Annotated in this window: 14 protein-coding genes; 9 read left to right on the top strand and 5 right to left on the bottom strand. The window is 41.6% G+C overall.

Annotated features, from left to right (window positions below):
- The first annotated feature begins 525 nt into the window (after positions 1–525).
- Complete coding sequence (gene glsB, locus H5154_RS11895; RefSeq protein WP_145235030.1) at positions 526–1,449, top strand: glutaminase B; 924 nt, start codon at positions 526–528, stop codon at positions 1,447–1,449.
- Between the two features lie 20 nt (positions 1,450–1,469).
- Here glsB and H5154_RS11890 read toward each other — a convergent pair whose 3' ends face one another.
- Entirely contained in the window at positions 1,470–2,774 is a 1,305-nt protein-coding gene (locus H5154_RS11890) for an inosine/guanosine kinase (RefSeq protein ID WP_145235032.1), read from the bottom strand.
- 179 nt (positions 2,775–2,953) lie between these two features.
- On the opposite strand from H5154_RS11890, the gene tadA reads away from it, so the two are divergent.
- On the top strand, positions 2,954–3,457 hold the full coding sequence (tadA, locus tag H5154_RS11885; RefSeq protein ID WP_145235034.1) for a tRNA adenosine(34) deaminase TadA: 504 nt from the start codon (positions 2,954–2,956) through the stop codon (positions 3,455–3,457).
- Here the strand turns inward: tadA and H5154_RS11880 are convergent.
- Both H5154_RS11880 and mltF read right to left on the bottom strand, forming a co-directional pair.
- Entirely contained in the window at positions 3,454–3,621 is a 168-nt protein-coding gene (locus H5154_RS11880) for a hypothetical protein (protein WP_169020230.1), read from the bottom strand. The two genes, tadA and H5154_RS11880, sit on opposite strands and share 4 nt — an antisense overlap.
- A 134-nt stretch (positions 3,622–3,755) precedes the next feature.
- Positions 3,756–5,276, bottom strand: coding sequence for a membrane-bound lytic murein transglycosylase MltF (gene mltF / locus H5154_RS11875; RefSeq protein WP_259398501.1), 1,521 nt, complete (start codon positions 5,274–5,276; stop codon positions 3,756–3,758).
- A 253-nt stretch (positions 5,277–5,529) separates the two neighbouring features.
- Between mltF and purL the strand changes: the two genes are divergently transcribed.
- From purL to H5154_RS11855, 4 genes are all read left to right on the top strand, one after another.
- Positions 5,530–9,414: a phosphoribosylformylglycinamidine synthase gene (purL, locus tag H5154_RS11870; RefSeq protein WP_182718398.1), complete on the top strand. Its 3,885-nt coding sequence runs from the start codon at positions 5,530–5,532 to the stop codon at positions 9,412–9,414.
- Positions 9,415–9,537: 123 nt separating this feature from the next.
- Complete coding sequence (locus tag H5154_RS11865) at positions 9,538–12,000, top strand: YdbH domain-containing protein (protein ID WP_182718397.1); 2,463 nt, start codon at positions 9,538–9,540, stop codon at positions 11,998–12,000.
- A complete protein-coding gene (locus H5154_RS11860) occupies positions 11,993–12,175 on the top strand; it encodes a YnbE family lipoprotein (RefSeq protein ID WP_149981408.1) in 183 nt (60 codons plus the stop codon). The genes H5154_RS11865 and H5154_RS11860 overlap by 8 nt, the downstream gene beginning before the upstream one ends.
- A gap of 9 nt (positions 12,176–12,184) precedes the next feature.
- Positions 12,185–12,520, top strand: a complete 336-nt coding sequence (locus H5154_RS11855; protein ID WP_149981407.1) for a YdbL family protein — start codon at positions 12,185–12,187, stop codon at positions 12,518–12,520.
- A 27-nt stretch (positions 12,521–12,547) separates the two neighbouring features.
- On the opposite strand, the gene H5154_RS11850 is transcribed toward H5154_RS11855, so the two are convergent.
- Positions 12,548–13,111 (bottom strand): DUF1415 domain-containing protein, encoded by a 564-nt coding sequence (locus H5154_RS11850; protein WP_182718396.1) that lies wholly within the window; start codon positions 13,109–13,111, stop codon positions 12,548–12,550.
- On the bottom strand, positions 13,104–14,402 hold the full coding sequence (waaA, locus tag H5154_RS11845) for a lipid IV(A) 3-deoxy-D-manno-octulosonic acid transferase (RefSeq protein WP_182718395.1): 1,299 nt from the start codon (positions 14,400–14,402) through the stop codon (positions 13,104–13,106). Before waaA ends, H5154_RS11850 begins: the two co-directional genes overlap by 8 nt.
- Positions 14,403–14,555: 153 nt before the next feature.
- On the opposite strand from waaA, the gene H5154_RS11840 reads away from it, so the two are divergent.
- The 3 genes from H5154_RS11840 to hldE are packed head-to-tail and all read left to right on the top strand — an operon-like array spanning position 14,556 to position 18,073.
- Positions 14,556–16,010: a capsule assembly Wzi family protein gene (locus tag H5154_RS11840; RefSeq protein ID WP_182718394.1), complete on the top strand. Its 1,455-nt coding sequence runs from the start codon at positions 14,556–14,558 to the stop codon at positions 16,008–16,010.
- 33 nt (positions 16,011–16,043) lie between these two features.
- Positions 16,044–16,634 carry an SIS domain-containing protein gene (locus H5154_RS11835; protein WP_182718393.1) on the top strand — a complete coding sequence of 197 codons (591 nt, stop codon included), beginning with the start codon at positions 16,044–16,046 and terminating at the stop codon, positions 16,632–16,634.
- Positions 16,634–18,073 (top strand): bifunctional D-glycero-beta-D-manno-heptose-7-phosphate kinase/D-glycero-beta-D-manno-heptose 1-phosphate adenylyltransferase HldE, encoded by a 1,440-nt coding sequence (gene hldE / locus H5154_RS11830; RefSeq protein WP_149981403.1) that lies wholly within the window; start codon positions 16,634–16,636, stop codon positions 18,071–18,073. The genes H5154_RS11835 and hldE overlap by 1 nt, the downstream gene beginning before the upstream one ends.
- The last annotated feature ends 2 nt before the right edge of the window (positions 18,074–18,075 follow it).

Genomic DNA, 18,075 nt, shown 5'->3' with positions numbered 1-18,075 from the left:
TTATGAAGAAATAGTCGAACAGGTTTCGCAAGCGTGGAATAAATTCATTTCTGTTCCTGATACGGTTAAAAGCATATGCTCTAGAGACTGGATAAAATTGACTTAATCTTTATGCAGATTGGTATAATAGGTTAAAGGAAAAGAATAAGAGCCTAAAGCCTACTCTATACATTTGCTATGTGGCACTCTACCGCTGTGGGCACCACGACATCGCCAAGCTCCAAATTGAGAAAGCCCGACTAGCAATAGTCGGGCTTTTTTACGTCTGCAGGAAAGCTATTGGCTTCGAGCCGTCAGTGTTAACCTTTGACATGCGTGTACTGCCACTTTTTAATCTTAAAAAACTCGCGCTACCCATAAGAAAAATGCAAGCTCGCACTCTTTGTAAGTAAAAGGCAAATCAGCATTATTCATAAGTGACTGTAAGCGTGTTTTATTAGGTATTATTTGAGTAATAAAGTCAGTCTGCTTTTCTTCTAATATGGTAGAATTTTATTTCTGTTTTCAATGCCAATGAGGGTTACCTTGCCTACCTCTGATTATCAACAAGTCTTAAATGAAATTACCGCTGAGGTGCAACCACTGTTATCACAAGGTAAAGTGGCGGATTATATTCCAGCATTGGCTGAGGTTGATGCTAACCAATTTTCTATTGCTATATATACGACTGATGGCCAGACATTTTGCGCAGGCGATTGCTCGCAACGCTTTACAATTCAATCTGTTTCTAAAGTAATGACGTTAACGTTAGCGCTGCAGCGCTATGGTAATGAATTATGGCAACGAGTCGGCAAAGAGCCGTCAGGTACTGCGTTTAACTCTTTGACTCAGCTTGAGTTTGAAAAGGGTATACCGCGTAACCCTTTCATAAATGCCGGTGCTATCGTTACCTGTGATGCGTTATATAGCCGCTTGTCTGCACCTATGCATTCAATGTTAGAAACATTTAGGTTATTGTCTGGAAATAAGGGCATAGTGATTGATAAGAAGGTCGCTAATTCTGAGTATGAATTTCGTCATCGTAATGCTGCAATGGGGCATTTAATGAAGTCCTTTGGTAACTTTAAAAACGAAGTTGATGATGTGTTATGGGCATATTTTAATTTTTGTGCAATAGAGCTCAATTGTGTCGAATTGGCTAAAGCATATAACTTTCTGGCCAATAAAGGGATAGATAACGTGTCTAATAGACGCGTACTTTCAAGTCTGCAAAACAAACAGCTCAACTCATTATTATTTACCAGCGGCCTCTATGATGCGGCGGGCGATTTTGGTTATAGGGTTGGTATGCCGGGTAAATCAGGAGTATCGGGCACTATATTAGCGGTGTTACCGAATAAGTTTACAGTGGCAGTATGGTCGCCTGGGTTAAATTCATTTGGCAACTCGGTGGCAGGAATAGCAGCCCTTGAGCTGCTATCTAAAAAACTTGATATCTCTATTTTTTAACTAATATGTATTGGGAGTTGTTACTGCTCCCAATAAACCTGTTCGAGGCAGTCTTCACGCTCAGGTAAACCACGAGATAAGCGCGGTGAATGCTGTACTAACACCTCAAAACTGGCACGGTTAGCATACTTACTAATTTGTGCTAATGATGAGTAGGTCATTGCCGGTTGCTGGTGTTTAGCTGAATTACCAACATTGAGCTTATGGTAAACATTTGCCGATAAGTCATGTAGTACCGCCGCTAATGCACAATCTCCTGCACCATTGGTGTTCTTAATAGAGTCTGGACCACCCATAAATGGCGCTGTATGGCTGTATGCACGAATTGGCTGCTGACAGTCAACTTTGCGCATAGCGCGCGAAAACTCATAACGATTGAAATCTGGTATTGCGCCAGGCAGCAATGGGTATTCTGTTTCTCGTTTAAATTGCTCATCGATGTAGCCTGCCATAAACAAGCCTTTTTCACCTGCGGTACAGATCACTAAATCTACCCAATCAAGTGCTTTATCAGCAGCAAGTAGAGGGTCTTCAAAGCCAGTTATTGCCAGCCCTTCTTCCTCATTCATTGCTAAAATATCAACATGTTTTTCAACAAAACTAGCCCACCAAGTAGGGTCTTGCTCGATTAAAAACTTAGTACCAAGAGTGAGTACGACAGGGATGCCAGCATCATTGGCATATTTGACAGCTTGCATTGTTGCTTCTGTCATCGTCTCAGAACCTTGCGTACGCATTAAGTAAGCACTGATCACTAATGCCGATGAGTTCTCTATTAACTCCTGATCGATTGATTCAGGTCGTAGGTGGTTCATCAGCCCTGCGCTGATGGCAAAAGTACGTTCACCAGTATCGTCAATGAGTGTAAAGCAGCGACCGATCGGACCATCTACCGGTTGTAAGTAGTCGAGATCGACACGACTTGAGGTGTTACATAAAAAGCGATAAGCGTAGCTACCAATTTTAATGTTTTCACTCATCACACCCAGTAGTACAGAGCGGTCATCCGCTAATACTGAGTAGTTGTGCATAGTGTTGCCGATAGTACCGCCTGCAAACTCATAATCGATCATATCGTTGAGTTTTAAGCGGTCATATAATGCATTGGTTATATCACTATCAATAACTTGCGACATACCTCGGCGCAGTTGAAATTCGTCAAGGAAAGCTTGATCGACTTTAGCTTCTATATCAACTACGATTTGATCTATCCCTGTGATGTAGCTGCGTTGCAACTTATCACTGGCGTTGAGTTGATTAGTAAGTGGATCTTTGGCTTCCACTGGAAAATAATGTTTATGCCTGCGGCGTCCAGGAAATTTCATTTGCTACCCGTGTGTTGTGAGCTAAATAAAAAAAGCGAGAGATTATATCGTAAATCGCACGGGGTGAGCCATGTTAAAGCTGTTTTAATTTGTTTTATTTTTATCACTAATCAGTATATTTAGCGTTTTAATGGCCTAAGTGAGTATAATTAAACAATAATTAGTTAAAGATTAAGTCAATGAGTGAACAATTGAACGATCAATATTGGATGGCGCAAGCTCTAGAGTATGCAAAAAAAGCGGAGCAGTTGAATGAAATTCCTGTCGGTGCTGTACTGGTCAAAGATAATCAGTTGATTGCAGCTGGCTACAATCGTTCGATTACCGATAACGATCCTTCTGCTCATGCAGAGATGATTGCGATACGCGAAGGTGGCAAGGTCGTTAATAATTACCGCTTGATTGATTGTACTTTATACGTCACGTTGGAGCCATGCTCTATGTGCGCCGGGTTGCTAGTACACAGTCGTATCAAACGTTTAGTGTTTGGTGCTGCGGATGAAAAAACAGGATCAGCAGGCTCTATTATGAATCTATTACAAGATCCTAGATTAAATCATCAGGTTGAAGTTGAGGCCGGAATACTAGGTGAGTTATGTGGGCAAACTATTTCTGATTTTTTTAAACGCCGCCGTCAAGAAATAAAAGCTGCAAAGAAAGCTTTGCGTGACCTGAAGGCTTAACCTGCAGGTGCTGCAATGCTTAACTCTGCCATTTGTTGCATTGCAAACATTCTGCGACGCCAAATTACTTTTCTATGTAGATTACGCAGCATTATTCTGCGACGGGTAGATGATGAATAAATAACATTTCGTTTGAACGAATGTGTACGCCGACGTTTCAGCATGGTTTCTCCTGAAAATGTGAGAGTGAGAAAAGATATAAGTTAATTATATACTTGATACTACACATTAGTGATCATTTGATGACAAGTAAATAGATATTTTAGTTTGCGCGTACCTATCGCATTTAAAGTTATTTTTATTGTTCGCCGTTATCTTTTTTTTGCGGTGCTTGCTCATCGATACTGTCATCTTTTGCTGGGGAGACCGTGGTTTGTATTGTGGCAGGCTTTGGATTTTTAATATCAGCAGCTTGGGTAGTAGGTTGATCTATTTGTTCAGCATCATCGGGTTCAGTAGTCGGTGTGCTGATCGCGTCATTTTCATCTAACCAAACTAGTGCATCGTAGTAACGACGAATATTATCCACATACTTGACTGCAACGTCACCGCGCGAATAGCCATACTTGGTTTTACGGTAGTAACGTTTTTTGATTAATAGCGGTAAGCGTTTTTTCACATCAGCCCATTTATCAGGGCTAGCACCTTGCTGCTCGGTAATAATACGAGCATCGTTCACGTGACCCCAACCAATATTATAGGATGCTAAAGCTAGCCAAGTACGATCTGGCTGAGGAACGCGGTCGGGAATTCGTTTTTCTAGCTTCGTCAAATATTCTGCGCCGCCTTTGATATTTTGCTCAGGAGCAAGACGATTAGTTACGCCGACCTGCTTTGCAGTATCACGAGTGAGCATCATAATACCACGAACTCCTGTGGGGGATTTTGCTCGCGGATTCCACATTGATTCTTGATAACTTAAAGCTGCAAGTAATCGCCAATCTAGGCTGCCTGCATATTGCTCAAACCAAGGTTGATATTTTGGCAGTGTTTCTTTAATTGCTTCAATATAGGCAAGGGTATTAACGTAGTTAAATTGGCGGACATGGCCAAAATATTTTTCTTCAAGTACATAAAGCTGATTACTTTGTTTTACTTCACCAAAAAACGGCACCATTAACGCATATAACGAATCGTCGCCGTCTTTGCGCAGCAGCCAAGCAATGGGATCGTTACGAGTAACAGAAAAACCAATACTAAGATTAGGGTGATAGCGACGAAACAACGATAGGGTATGTGAGTCGGCAAGAGTGTAATCAATATCACCATCGATCACTGCTTGTAATAGCTCTTCTTCGTCGAGATCTTCTGTTTCGCGCCAATTTAAATTGGGGTGAGTTTGTTTAATTTGTTGCAGTGCCAATGAATGGCTACTTTTGGCAAGTACTGTCAGGTTATCGGTTAGATCATCAAAATCACGAGGTCTTACTCTACCTTGTTTATAAACCAGTTTTTGGCTAATTGTGCGATAGGTTGGGCCAAAACGGTAATCTTGGGCGCGTACTTTATTGTACGTTAAACCAGAGGCTATTAAGTCTAAATCGCCGCTATCTAAGCGTGAAAACATGTCGGATAAGTTAAAAAATGGCACCATCTCCAGTTCAACCCCAAGGTGATCTGCAAACTCTTGCGCTAACTCATATTCAAATCCTTGTTCACCTTGCACTGCTTGATAATAATTACTTGCTCCAGCTAACGTACCTACTCTGATTTTGTTTTGAGTTTTTATTTGGCTGAGTTGAGATTGCTGCTGTTGCATATCGCAGGCACACAAAAGCATTACTAACGTAATGATTGTTATTAGCTTTTGTTTAAACATACTGTGCCCCTTGAATGCTATTACACCCTTATATCAAAACTTTGCGATGACGTCACTTGGCGATTTGTCATAGATGACTTTACTGTGTTTTATATTTCATCTGCCACTAGGTATAATTAGCAATAAACGATGCTAACTTATAGCGCTCTTGCTGCAATTTTAATTCCCTGCTTAACCTGTATTTCCGAGTTACTTGAGTATATAATACCCGCCTAAAATATCGTTCAATCCCTAACCCCGGATGAAAATACCTATGTTGATCCTTCGTGGTGCACCAGCACTTTCCGATTTTAGAGTTCAGAAAATTTTAGCCCGTTGCCAACAGGCGCAACTTCCAGTCACTAATGTATACGCTGAGTATGCACACTTTGCAGATCTAACCGCACAGCTGTCAAGTGATGAGCAAACTAAGCTTGAGAAGTTACTTACCTATGGTCCAACGATTGCCGAACATACACCTGCAGGCACTTTGGTGTTAGTAACGCCTCGTCCTGGCACAATCTCGCCATGGGCTTCAAAAGCGACGGATATTGCACATAATTGTGGCTTAACTCAAGTACACCGTGTTGAGCGCGGCATCGCTTATTATGTTGAAGGTGACTTAAACGCTGAGCAATTAAATCAAGTTGCAGCCTTATTACATGACCGCATGACCGAAGCAACGCACAGCGCAATGGACGACGCTGCGACGTTATTCCGTACTGATGCACCGAGTCAAATGTCATCAGTTGACATTTTAGCCGGCGGCCGTGAAGCGCTAGCAACTGCAAACGTTGAGCAAGGTTTTGCCCTTGCTGATGACGAAATTGATTACTTGGTAGAAAACTTCCAAAAGTTAGGGCGTAACCCGAACGACATTGAATTATTTATGTTTGCACAAGCAAACTCAGAGCATTGTCGTCATAAAATTTTTAATGCAGATTGGACCATTGATGGTGTAGTTCAGCCTAAATCGCTATTCAAAATGATTAAAAATACCTACGAGCTAAACCCTGAAAACGTATTATCTGCTTATAAAGATAACGCCGCAGTAATGAAAGGTTCGAAAGCAGGTCGTTTCTTCCCAAATGCTGAAGGTGAATATGCATATCATCAAGAGAACATTGAAATCTTGATGAAAGTTGAAACCCATAACCACCCAACTGCGATTGCTCCATTTTCTGGTGCTGCTACCGGTTCAGGTGGTGAAATTCGTGATGAAGGTGCAACAGGCCGTGGCTCTAAGCCAAAAGCAGGTTTAGTTGGCTTTACTGTATCAAACTTACGTATTCCTGGTTACGAGCAACCGTGGGAAACTGATTTTGGTAAGCCTGCTCGTATCGTTACAGCATTAGATATTATGACTGAGGGCCCATTGGGTGGCGCTGCGTTTAATAATGAGTTTGGTCGTCCAAACTTAGTCGGTTACTTCCGCACTTATGAAGAGCAAGTAATCAGTCATAATGGCCTTGAGGTGCGTGGTTACCACAAGCCAATTATGCTTGCCGGTGGTTTAGGTAATATTCGTACTGACCATGTACAAAAAGGTGAAATTCCTGTTGGCGCTAAGTTGATTGCGTTAGGTGGCCCAGCGATGAACATTGGTTTAGGTGGCGGTGCCGCTTCATCAATGGCGTCAGGCCAATCAAATGAAGATTTAGATTTTGCATCAGTGCAACGTGAAAACCCAGAAATGGAACGTCGTTGTCAAGAAGTCATCGATAAATGCTGGCAGTTAGGTGATGCTAACCCAATCGCGTTTATTCACGATGTCGGCGCGGGCGGTTTATCAAATGCATTCCCTGAGCTTGTTAATGACGGTGGTCGTGGGGGCAAATTCCAACTGCGCGATATTCCAAATGATGAGCCGGGCATGGCACCGCATGAGATCTGGTGTAACGAGTCTCAAGAGCGTTATGTACTTGCTGTCGCGGTTGAAGATTTTGACCGTTTTGAAGCCATTTGTAAGCGTGAACGTGCGCAATATGCAGTGATTGGTGAAGCGACTGAAGAGCGTCATTTAACCGTTGCAGATAGCCATTTTGGTAACAACCCCGTTGATTTACCACTGGATGTGTTATTAGGCAAAGCACCTAAAATGCACCGTGAAGCGCAATCTCAACAAGTTATTGGTAAAGCGCTGGATACTACAAATATTGACGTAAGTGAAGCGGCAACACGTTTATTACGTTTACCTGCGATTGCTGAAAAGACGTTCTTGATCACAATTGGTGACCGCTCAGTAACAGGGCTAGTTGCTCGTGACCAAATGGTTGGTCCTTGGCAGGTGCCAGTTGCTAACTGTGCCGTAACTGCAGCAACGTATGACACTTACCATGGTGAGGCAATGTCTCTTGGTGAGCGTACACCTGCAGCATTGCTTAATTACGGCGCATCAGCACGTTTGGCCGTAGCTGAATCATTAACCAATATTGCTTGTGCTAACATTGGACCGCTTGAAAACATTAAGTTGTCTGCTAACTGGATGGCAGCAGCTGGTCACCCTGGCGAAGATGCGGGTCTTTACGAAGCAGTTAAAGCGGTGGGTGAAGAGCTTTGCCCTGCGCTTGGTTTAACCATCCCTGTGGGTAAAGACTCTATGTCGATGAAAACCCAGTGGGATGAGAATGGCGAGCAGAAGTCAGTAACCGCACCATTATCACTTATTATCACCGCGTTTGGTCGTGTTGACGATGTACGTAAAACGGTTACTCCGCAGCTACGTACAGATAAAGGTGAAACCTCACTTATCTTGGTTGACTTAGGTGCAGGTAAAAACCGACTAGGTGCTTCAAGTTTAGCGCAAGTTTATAAGCAATTAGGTGATGTAACGCCAGATGTAGATAGCCCTGAATTACTAAAAGGCTTTTACAATGCAATGCAAGCGTTAGTCGCTGATAATAAGTTACTTGCTTATCATGACCGTTCAGACGGTGGTTTATTTACCACAGTGGCTGAAATGGCATTTGCGGGTCATACTGGTGTGACTGTTAATTTAGATGGTTTAACAGGTTCTGACATTGAAGCACTTTATAATGAAGAGCTCGGTGCGGTAATCCAAGTTGCTAACAGTGATTTAGAGGTCGTGAATGCAGTATTTGCTGAGCATGGCATTGCTGCAATCAGCCATGAAATTGGCACACTTAACAGTGACGACAGTGTGGTATTTAACCGCGCTGGTAACCCTGTACTTAGTAATACGCGTACTGAATTACGTACTATTTGGGCAGAAACCACCTACCAAATGCAAGCACGTCGTGATAACCCTGATTGTGCTAAGCAAGAATTTGATGCAAAGTTTGATGTTAAAGACCCTGGTCTTAACGTTAAACTAAACTTCGATTTAAATGAAGATGTGGCAGCACCGTATATTGCGACAGGCGCTAAGCCTAAAATGGCTATCTTACGAGAGCAAGGTGTTAACTCGCATTTAGAAATGGCAGCTGCATTTAACCGTGCTGGTTTTGCGGCAGTTGATGTACACATGAGCGATATTCTTGAAGGGCGTTTAAGTCTGGAAGAGTTTAAAGGCTTAGTGGCATGTGGCGGCTTCTCTTACGGTGACGTGTTAGGTGCTGGTGAAGGTTGGGCTAAATCAATCTTATTTAATGATATGGCACGTGAGCAGTTCCAAAGCTTCTTTGAGCGCCAAGACTCATTTAGTTTAGGTGTGTGTAACGGTTGTCAGATGTTATCAACATTAAAAGAGTTGATCCCTGGCACTGAACATTGGCCACGCTTTGTGACAAATAAATCGGAACGTTTTGAAGCACGTTTTAGCTTAGTTGAAGTGCAAGAGAATCCTTCGGTATTCTTCAACGGTATGGCGGGCTCTCGTATGCCTATCGCTGTGTCTCACGGTGAAGGTCATGCTGAGTTTGCTAATGATGCAGCAGTGAAAGCAGCGCTTGAGTCAGGTACTGTAGCGGTTAAGTTTGTTGATAACTACGGTAACCCTACGACACAATATCCTGCTAACCCGAACGGCTCGCCAGAAGGTATCACAGGTATTACTTCAGCTGATGGCCGTGCTACAGTAATGATGCCACATCCTGAACGTGTATTCCGTGCGGTTGCTAACTCGTGGCACCCAGATGAGTGGCGCGAAGATAGCCCATGGATGCGTATGTTCCGCAATGCACGTAAAAATGTAGGTTAAACTATATTTATACACACTAGATTCATTATCTAGTACTAGAATAAAAGGCTGCACTATGCAGCCTTTTTTGTTTATGCTGGTCAAAGGTCAAAGGTCAAAGGTCAAAGGTATTTTAAGGATAATATGTTTAAGCGTGTAGGTTGGGGGTTATTAATTCTAGTGCTAAGTGTACTTTCACTTGGTTATATTTTTCGCATGCCGATCACCTTGCATTTTGTTGCTCCTTCACTGCATCAAGCTGGAGTTGAACTGCATTGTTTGGATTGGTCGTTAACAACCAATCTGGATCTCCATGTACAGCGAGCATGTATTGGCTATCAAGGGCAGTTGCTTGAATTAGCTGATATTACGGCCAATACTCAAAACATCACGGTTAACCGTGCAAATTTAATACTGGTAACTCCCGATTCTTCGACTCAGCCTAGTGTGGCTAAAAAGCTTGCTTTGGCGTTACCGCAAGCTCGCCCGTTGTTACACCTAAAACGTTTAGTGATCACTCAGTCTCAATTAAAAAAACCACTTATTATCAGCATAAATGAGCCGGTGTTAAATCAGTTTGTTGTTACTGGTGATGTGAAAGCTGAGGTTGACGTTAAAAATACCAAGTTGGCAGGAAATATTGAGCTTGATGAGCGACTACTTTCTACAGTTAAGGCCGCGACTGTAAACTCGATTGCAGGACTTAATTTAACTAGCCAACATAGATTCGCTTTTGATGGTATTGTACTCGATATAGATACTCAGCTAGGTGCTGATTTCACTTACGCCATTAATACCTGCTCGATGACAATTAAAAGTAGTGGCAAAGTCAGCAGTCACTATAACTTAAATTCAAAAACATTAACCCTAGATGCTCAGCAATTAGCAACAACACTCAATGGCAAAAATGAGTGTTTACAAAGTTTGGCTGGTGTTATCGATGATGATGCACAGCAGCAATTTGTTACTCGGCAAATACCGTTAAATTGGCGATTAGTTTTACCTAGTAAGATAATTGTGCAAGACACTCAATTGACATTAGATCAGCTAACATTGCAGGCAGGATCACAACTGCTCATGAATGTTAAACAGTTAGCGGTTGATATAAAGAACCCTTTAGAAACCCTATTGGCACAATTCGCGTTGTCGTTTTCGAGTGATGATATTGCATTATTAGATATAGCCGCGAGTGTTGTTAGCAGTGATATTGATGGTAACTATCAGTTAAAAGTGGCTGCGCTGCCTGATTTTATCGATGTTGATGCGCAGCATATTAGTGCACAAGGGCATTTTTCAATAAATAGCATATTGGCTGCACAGCCTGCTCTCGAATTGTCAGCACAATTAGCGCTGGGGCAATTAAAAGTGCATGATATTGGTATTGATAATTACCAAGCAACTTTTAAGGCGAAGCTACAAAGTAATCAATACTTAACCGCTAGCTTATCGAGTCAGATTGATACTGTTAATATGGGGAGTATTAAACTATCTCAGCTGACGAATCAGCTAACTGCTGCAGGAAGTTTGTCAGCAGGAGAATTGTTTTTTGATTTAACTAGTGAAACAAAGTTAGCCAAGCTACAAACGGAAGAGTTACGACTTAACGATATTCGTATAAGCTCAACAGGTTTACAAAGTCGTGCTCTGCAAGCATCTCATCATATATATGTAGAGGGGATAGAGCTTGTGGCAATGCATAATATAACAAGCACAGCTCATCCATTTGAGGTGATAATTTCAGAGCAGTTAGTTACTAAGCTTAACCCACTGCTTCATCAATTTGTGCCGCTTGCAACCTTAACAGATGGTAAAGTCAGTGGCCGTATTGCTGGTGATATTAATCTGCAACAGGCCGATCTCTCTTTACAGCTAGTCGGTGTAAGTGGTTTATACACAGATTACCTTGCTAAGCATTTTAATACTCAATTTACAGGTCGTTATGATTCAGGGCAGCTTAATGTTGTGCCTTCTACATTTGAACTAAATGAATTACGAGCTGGTGCTGTGGTGAAGCAGCTAACAGGGTTTTGGCAAGTACAGGCAAATGAACTTGCTGTTACGGAGCTTACAGGGAAGGTTATGGGAGGGCATTTTTTGCTGGATAAATATCGCCTTACAGAAGAGCCGCAACAAGCATTAGTTACATTTGACAATATAGATGCTAGCAAGGTCATTACCCTTGATGCTAAATCGGGTATTAGCTTAACTGGAAATGTAGCTGGACACTTGCCTGTTTATTTCACAAAAGCAGGTATTGAGGTTAAAGGTGGGCAGCTTGTTAATCAAGGTGCTGCTAAATTACTTATCACTGATAATGCAGCTTTTAATTCGGTAAAGGCTCAACAACAAGAGTTAGGGCCTATACTTGGCTTGCTTGAAAATTTAGATATTCAGAGTATTAAAAGTAGTGTTAACTTAAAACCTGACGGCTGGATGACCTTAGGCGTTAATTTGCAAGGGTATAATCAACAGCAAGCACAGCAAGTTAATTTTAACTATAATCATGAAGAGAACGTGTTCACACTATTACGAGCACTGCGCTTAAGTGATGAAATTACGCAAAAAGTTGAACAAGAGTATTCAACAAAAGGAAGTAATAATGACTAAATGGTTAGTAATATTAACCGCATTGGGATTACTCAGTGCATGTACGCATCGTGTTGAGGTGGCCGCTAAGGAACCTATTACAATTAACTTAAATGTTAAGGTCGATCATGAAATCCGCGTAAAAGTTGATAGAGAACTCGACAGTTTATTTAGTGATGACAGCGAATTATTTTAAGGAGCAAGTATGAATATAGTAAAAAATAAAAAACTAAGCATTGTCACTTTATTAAGTGCGGTGTGTTTGTCGTTTTCGGCTTGGGCCATTTCGTTAGATGATGCAAAAAATCAAGGGCTAGTGGGTGAGGACAGCTCGGGTTATTTAGGCCTTGTGGTGCAAAATGCAGAGGCAAAAGTGGTTGTCGATGAAATTAATGCTAAACGTAAAGCACAATATTTAAAGCTCGCTAAAAAGAACAACTTGTCGCTTTCTCAAGTAGAAGCGCTGGCAGCTGCTAAAACGATTGAAAAAACCCAATCGGGTCACTTTGTTGAAGTGAACGGAGAATGGGTTAAAAAGTAACATTCCTTTTTACTAAAAGCTGAGTGATTAAGCACTCGGCTTTTTACATCCAGCAAGTAATTGTTGCCAAAAGTCGATGCCTTTTCGGCGAGCTAAATTGATGTTGTGATCTGGAATTGATTCAGGTTCATTATAATCATCAAGTGCTGCACTCATGCTAGCCTCACGAATTAGATGTAAGGTAGGAAAAGGCGCGCGGTTAGTGTAATTTGCTGCATCATTGTCATCGCTATCAGCAAACACATAGTCAGGATGAAAGTTGGCTATTTGATATTTACCTTCAAAGCCTTGGGCAACTAATAGCGCATTGGCTAAATCCACTAAATCTAAAAATTCCTCAAAGTCAGTAAAGCCTTGTTCAAACATCAATAATGTAGTCTCTCGAGCCGGTTGTTGATCAAGTTCAATACATTGTTCGATCATCTCCATCACAGCATCATCAATGCTGGTTGCTTGGCTGGTTTGATAATGAATGCAATTATTTTCAACTTCTTTACGGGCAAAGGGGCAAAAGTTATATTTAACAATGACATTAGCTACCCATAAACGGGTTTGTTGTTCTGGTAAGGTTAGTTTTTTTTGTTCAGTCATTGTGTGGCTCTAAAAACTTGTTAATGATGGCGATCGTTTTCGCGATGGCGCCTTGGTTGTTAGCAACACATTGTGCTGCCTGTAGACCTAGCTGCTGGCAAAACGCTGGTTGTTGATGAAGCTCGTATAGTTGCTCCGCTAACATCTTTGTATCGCTTACTTGTATACACCCACCTGATGCAATCAGTTCAGGGTAAACATGGTTGAAATTATAGGTATGCGGGCCTGTTAAAACACCGACAGAAAATGCCGCTGACTCGAGAGGGTTATGCCCGCCACGTGCAATTAAACTGCCGCCAATATAATTGATGTTGGCCATACCATATAAACATTGCAATTCACCTAAAGTATCAGCAAGGAGTACTTGCTCGCTTTGATAGTTATTTTTACTGCGGCGGCTAAAGCTTAATGGTGAGTCTTCAAGCAATGTGGCGACCTTATCAAATTGTTCTGGGTGGCGCGGCGCAATAACTAGCAGTGCATCTGGAATCTGTTTTAGCAGCAGCTGCTGAGCAGCTAATATCAGCTCATGCTCACTAGGGTGCGTGGAACCGGCAACCCAGATAAAACGCTGATTATTGTATTGGCTTTTTAGGGTATCGACTTTGTCTAACTGCTCGCTAGTTGGCTTTATATCAAATTTAATTGAGCCAGTAATATGCACTTTTTGCTCATTGAGGCCAAGCTCAATAAAGCGTTTAGCGTCTTCATGATTATGACTAGCTAAAGCGGAAATTGATTGCATTATAACCTTAGTTAATGGCGCTACTTTTTGATAACCTTGTTGCGATTTTGCTGAAAGCCGCGCATTGAGTACCAGTACAGGAATATTTTGTTGTTTGCACTGCGCCATAAGATTAGGCCAAAGTTCGGTTTCTAAAATACATATTAACGTGGGTTTAACACGCTTTAAAAAGCGCGCTGTAGCACAAGGGTAATCAATAGGTAAATAGGCGCACTGTAACGAGTCTTTAAAATTATTATGTATTTGTTCACGGCCTGTGGGGGTGTTACAGGTTATCATAAATGAATAACTTGGCTGTTGGTATTGTAGCTCTTTAAGCAAAGGCGTTGCAGCAAGTACTTCACCAACTGAAGCGCAGTGGATCACTATTAGATTACCTTTTAATACTGTACTTTCTTGTGAGGTTTTTTTTACTGTAATGAAGCCAAACCGTTCAGCAAAGTGCGCGCGATAACCTGCGTTCTTTTTACCTCTAAGTATATATAAATAAAAGGTTATGAGAGGACTTAGCAAATAAAGAATCAGTGAATAAAAAAAGCGTGCCATTTTTCAGCCTCGAATTATAAACACTAATGATAACGCGGATACCCTTTAAGCAAAATGCGAAATTGTTAAAAAGCGTTAGAACAGAGAGTTTTGGGTGTTTAGTTGCAGCTAATTTGGTAATATTTAACTACCATTATGAAAAATACAGTCGTTATGAAATTCAAATTGATAAAAGCCGTGGTATTAACCAGTTTTATGAGTTGCGCATTGCCTTCACTTGCAACACCAACTGCTTACTTACCAATTGGCATGGATGCACAGCTTGATCATCAGCTCGATACGTTATTTGCCTTGACGTCAGGCACACCGATGACAAAGCCTTACCGCTTAACGGAAGTTGAAGCTGCGCTTGCTAAATTGCAAAATGTACAGCCAAGTTTAGTCGCGGCAATACGTGCTAAAATTAAGCCTTATCAAGGCAGCGATAATATTACTCGAGTAGGTGTTAAGCTGCGTGCTGATGGCAGCAATGCAACTAAACTTGCCAATCAACGTGGTGTGAGCTCTGATGAATGGGGGCAAGTGTTCTTTGAGGGTATTTGGCGTCCTAATGACTATACCTTGATGCAAGTGGGAGTCGATTATCGCGCGAAGCAAAATAAATTCGTTAATTATAACAGTTTTGTCAGCTTTGCCGGTGATGACCTGCAGTTAAATATTGGTTATAAAGAGCATTGGTTTTCGCCGTTTAAGCAGTCAGCTCAGATTATCTCTACTAATGCGCGTACCTCGCCATCTATTTCATTAGGGATGGTGGCACCAGCCCATAACTGGTGGAACTTTGATTTTGAGCTTTATTACTCCGAGCTTGAACATGTTGAAAAAGGCATTAGATATCAAGATGAATTGCACGATGGCACACCTCGCTTAGCTGGCACACATATTAGTTTAGAGCCTGTAGAGGGGTGGAAAATCGGCATGAATCGTATGATGCAATTTGGTGGTGGGCCACGTGATGTTGGTTTTAGCGATGTAGTTAAAGCATTCTTTGACCCTGCAGGTAATGATAATGGTGCAATAGCGGGGGGCCCTGATAATGAACTTGGCGACCAGTTTGCTTCAATAACGAGTGTTGTGAACTTTAATTGGGGTATGCCGGCAGAGCTTTATTTTGAGTATGGCGGCGAAGATACCAAAGAACACAAAAACTACCAATTCGGTAATATTGTTTATAATTATGGCGTGTTCTTACCTCAATTAACTAGCGATATCTCACTTCGCTACGAATATACTAATATGCACAGTCAATGGTATAGAAATTATATATATCCTACTTATGGTAACACTAAAGATGGTTTTGTTATTGGCCACTATGCCGCTGATCAACGTTATTTACATGATGCTGTTCCATCACGTATACATAGTTTAGAAGCCACCTATGCAGCAATATCGGATTCTTTTTGGCGTGCGAAATTCACTTTGCTCGATAATGAAAGTGGTCATGTTGATGAGTTTGGTGTAGTAAGTGAGCAATATGAACAAGGGATCGAGTTACAAATCAGTAATAACCGAAAGTGGCATGAATATAATATTGAAACAACTTTAACTTACGGCGAAGATGTCTTTGGTGATAACTATACGTGGTTGTCAGTGGCACTTTTTTGGTAGTAGCTAGTCAGACTAATTTTGAGAGGATTACCCATGTCTAATATTGATTCTGTAGCGAGCAGCTACCTTGAAAGTTTAACCCGTCACCAAGTATTGTTTGAAACGATGGAAACATACCACCCTCAAGTAATGCAATTGCTTGAAGTTTGCCACAGTACTTTGCAAGCTGGTGGAAAAGTAGTTTGGTTTGGTAATGGTGGCAGCGCAGCAGATGCTCAGCATTTAGCTGCAGAGTTTGTCGTACGCTACAAATTAGAACGTGGTCCATTAGCATCTATGGCGCTAACAACAGACACTTCCATCTTAACTGCGCATAGTAATGACTATCACTTTGATACAGTTTTTGAGCGTCAAGTTCTTGCGTTATGTAAGCCTGAGGATTTAGTGATTGGTTTAACTACCTCTGGTACTAGCGCTAATATTAACTTAGCGCTAGCTGCTGCAAATGAAATAGGCGCTTATACAGTTGCATTTACAGGCCGCGATGGCGGTAAAGTAAAAGATATCGCTAAATTATCCATTATTATTAAAGATGACGAAACCGCACGTATTCAAGAAGCGCATATGTTTATTGGTCATTGGTTATGTGAAGCCATTGATATGGTTGTAGCGGGGCAGAGGTAATGGATCTAGCGTTATTAAAAAACCTGTCTAACGCTAAAATATTAGTGGTTGGTGATGTGATGCTTGACCGTTATTGGCATGGTGATTCAGGGCGCATATCGCCAGAAGCACCTGTGCCAATAGTGAAAGTAAGTAAATTTGAAGATAAAGCCGGTGGCGCCGCAAACGTGGCAAAAAATATTGCCCGTTTAGATGGTAAAGTTGGCTTGTTGGGTTTAATTGGTGAAGATGAAAGCGGCCAAATCTTAGAGCGAATTCTTGCTGATGAACGTATAGATTCACAATTAGTCAGTGTTTGTGATTTGCCAACTATTTCAAAAATGCGTGTGATTAGCCGTCATCAACAAGTCGTTAGACTTGACTTAGAAGAGATGTTTACTGAGCAACACAGCCAACTACTTTTAAACCGTCTGGAATTAGTATTAGATGAGTACGACTTTGTTTTATTCTCAGATTATAATAAAGGCTCATTAAGCTTGATCCAGCAAATGATAAAACTTGCTAAAGGTGCTGGAAAAACAGTTCTAATTGATCCTAAATCCTCAGACTTAAACTTATATCGCGGTGCTGATTTTATTACTCCTAACTTGAATGAATTTAAGCTTGCCGGTGGTAAAACAGATTCGGAACAGCATTTAGCAGACAGTGCTCGAGCACTGATCAGCGATGCAGGGATCGCGGCCATGCTATTGACTCGCTCAGAGCAAGGTATGTCACTTATTAGTGCCGATGAAAAACACGATTTTGCAGCGCAACAGCTTGAAGTCAGTGATGTTACCGGTGCTGGTGATACTGTTATTGCAACTCTGGCGGTGATGTTAGGTGCAGGAATGCAGCCTAAAGATGCAGTGGAAATTGCTAACCTTGCGGCTGGAATTGCAGTGAGTAAATTAGGGGCAGCTACGGTATCGCCTGAAGAGTTAAGTCGTAAGTTAGGTCAATACTTACAAAAAACCGGTGAGCATTATCAAACCCCATTTGATGATGTGCTTCAGCATATTGAGTTTGCAAAGCAAAATGGTGAAACTATCGTGTTCACCAATGGTTGTTTTGACATTTTACATGCGGGGCATGTGCGTTACTTAGCACAAGCCAAAGCACGTGGAGATCGTCTAGTCGTCGGTTTAAATAATGATGAATCAATAACGCGTTTAAAAGGTCCAGAGCGCCCTATTAACCCGCTTGATGAGCGTGCTATGGTGCTGAGCGCTTTGGCATCAGTTGATTGGGTAATTCCATTTGGTGCAGTTGAAGAAAACGATACACCCGCTAAATTAATTGAGCTGATCAGTCCTGATATCTTAGTAAAGGGTGGAGATTACACTGTTGAACAAATTGCAGGCGCTGATCATGTACTTCGCCATGGCGGAAAAGTTGAAGTACTTGAGTTTTTAAATGGCTGCTCTACGTCAAAAGTGATCAGTAAAATAAAGGCTTAACG

Source organism: Pseudoalteromonas sp. SR44-5, assembly GCF_014163675.1.
GTDB classification, from domain to species: Bacteria; Pseudomonadota; Gammaproteobacteria; order Enterobacterales; family Alteromonadaceae; genus Pseudoalteromonas; species Pseudoalteromonas rhizosphaerae.
This window is presented reverse-complemented; position numbering and strand designations above follow the sequence as displayed.

What these genes read in the sequence shown, in the direction of transcription:
- H5154_RS11890 (WP_145235032.1), bottom strand. Translation starts at nt 2,774, where the DNA reads ATGAAATTTCCTGGACGCCGCAGGCATAAACATTATTTTCCAGTGGAA.
- tadA (WP_145235034.1), top strand. Translation starts at nt 2,954, where the DNA reads ATGAGTGAACAATTGAACGATCAATATTGGATGGCGCAAGCTCTAGAG.
- H5154_RS11880 (WP_169020230.1), bottom strand. Translation starts at nt 3,621, where the DNA reads ATGCTGAAACGTCGGCGTACACATTCGTTCAAACGAAATGTTATTTAT.
- mltF (WP_259398501.1), bottom strand. Translation starts at nt 5,276, where the DNA reads ATGTTTAAACAAAAGCTAATAACAATCATTACGTTAGTAATGCTTTTG.
- purL (WP_182718398.1), top strand. Translation starts at nt 5,530, where the DNA reads ATGTTGATCCTTCGTGGTGCACCAGCACTTTCCGATTTTAGAGTTCAG.
- H5154_RS11865 (WP_182718397.1), top strand. Translation starts at nt 9,538, where the DNA reads ATGTTTAAGCGTGTAGGTTGGGGGTTATTAATTCTAGTGCTAAGTGTA.
- H5154_RS11860 (WP_149981408.1), top strand. Translation starts at nt 11,993, where the DNA reads ATGACTAAATGGTTAGTAATATTAACCGCATTGGGATTACTCAGTGCA.
- H5154_RS11855 (WP_149981407.1), top strand. Translation starts at nt 12,185, where the DNA reads ATGAATATAGTAAAAAATAAAAAACTAAGCATTGTCACTTTATTAAGT.
- H5154_RS11850 (WP_182718396.1), bottom strand. Translation starts at nt 13,111, where the DNA reads ATGACTGAACAAAAAAAACTAACCTTACCAGAACAACAAACCCGTTTA.
- waaA (WP_182718395.1), bottom strand. Translation starts at nt 14,402, where the DNA reads ATGGCACGCTTTTTTTATTCACTGATTCTTTATTTGCTAAGTCCTCTC.
- H5154_RS11840 (WP_182718394.1), top strand. Translation starts at nt 14,556, where the DNA reads ATGAAATTCAAATTGATAAAAGCCGTGGTATTAACCAGTTTTATGAGT.
- H5154_RS11835 (WP_182718393.1), top strand. Translation starts at nt 16,044, where the DNA reads ATGTCTAATATTGATTCTGTAGCGAGCAGCTACCTTGAAAGTTTAACC.
- hldE (WP_149981403.1), top strand. Translation starts at nt 16,634, where the DNA reads ATGGATCTAGCGTTATTAAAAAACCTGTCTAACGCTAAAATATTAGTG.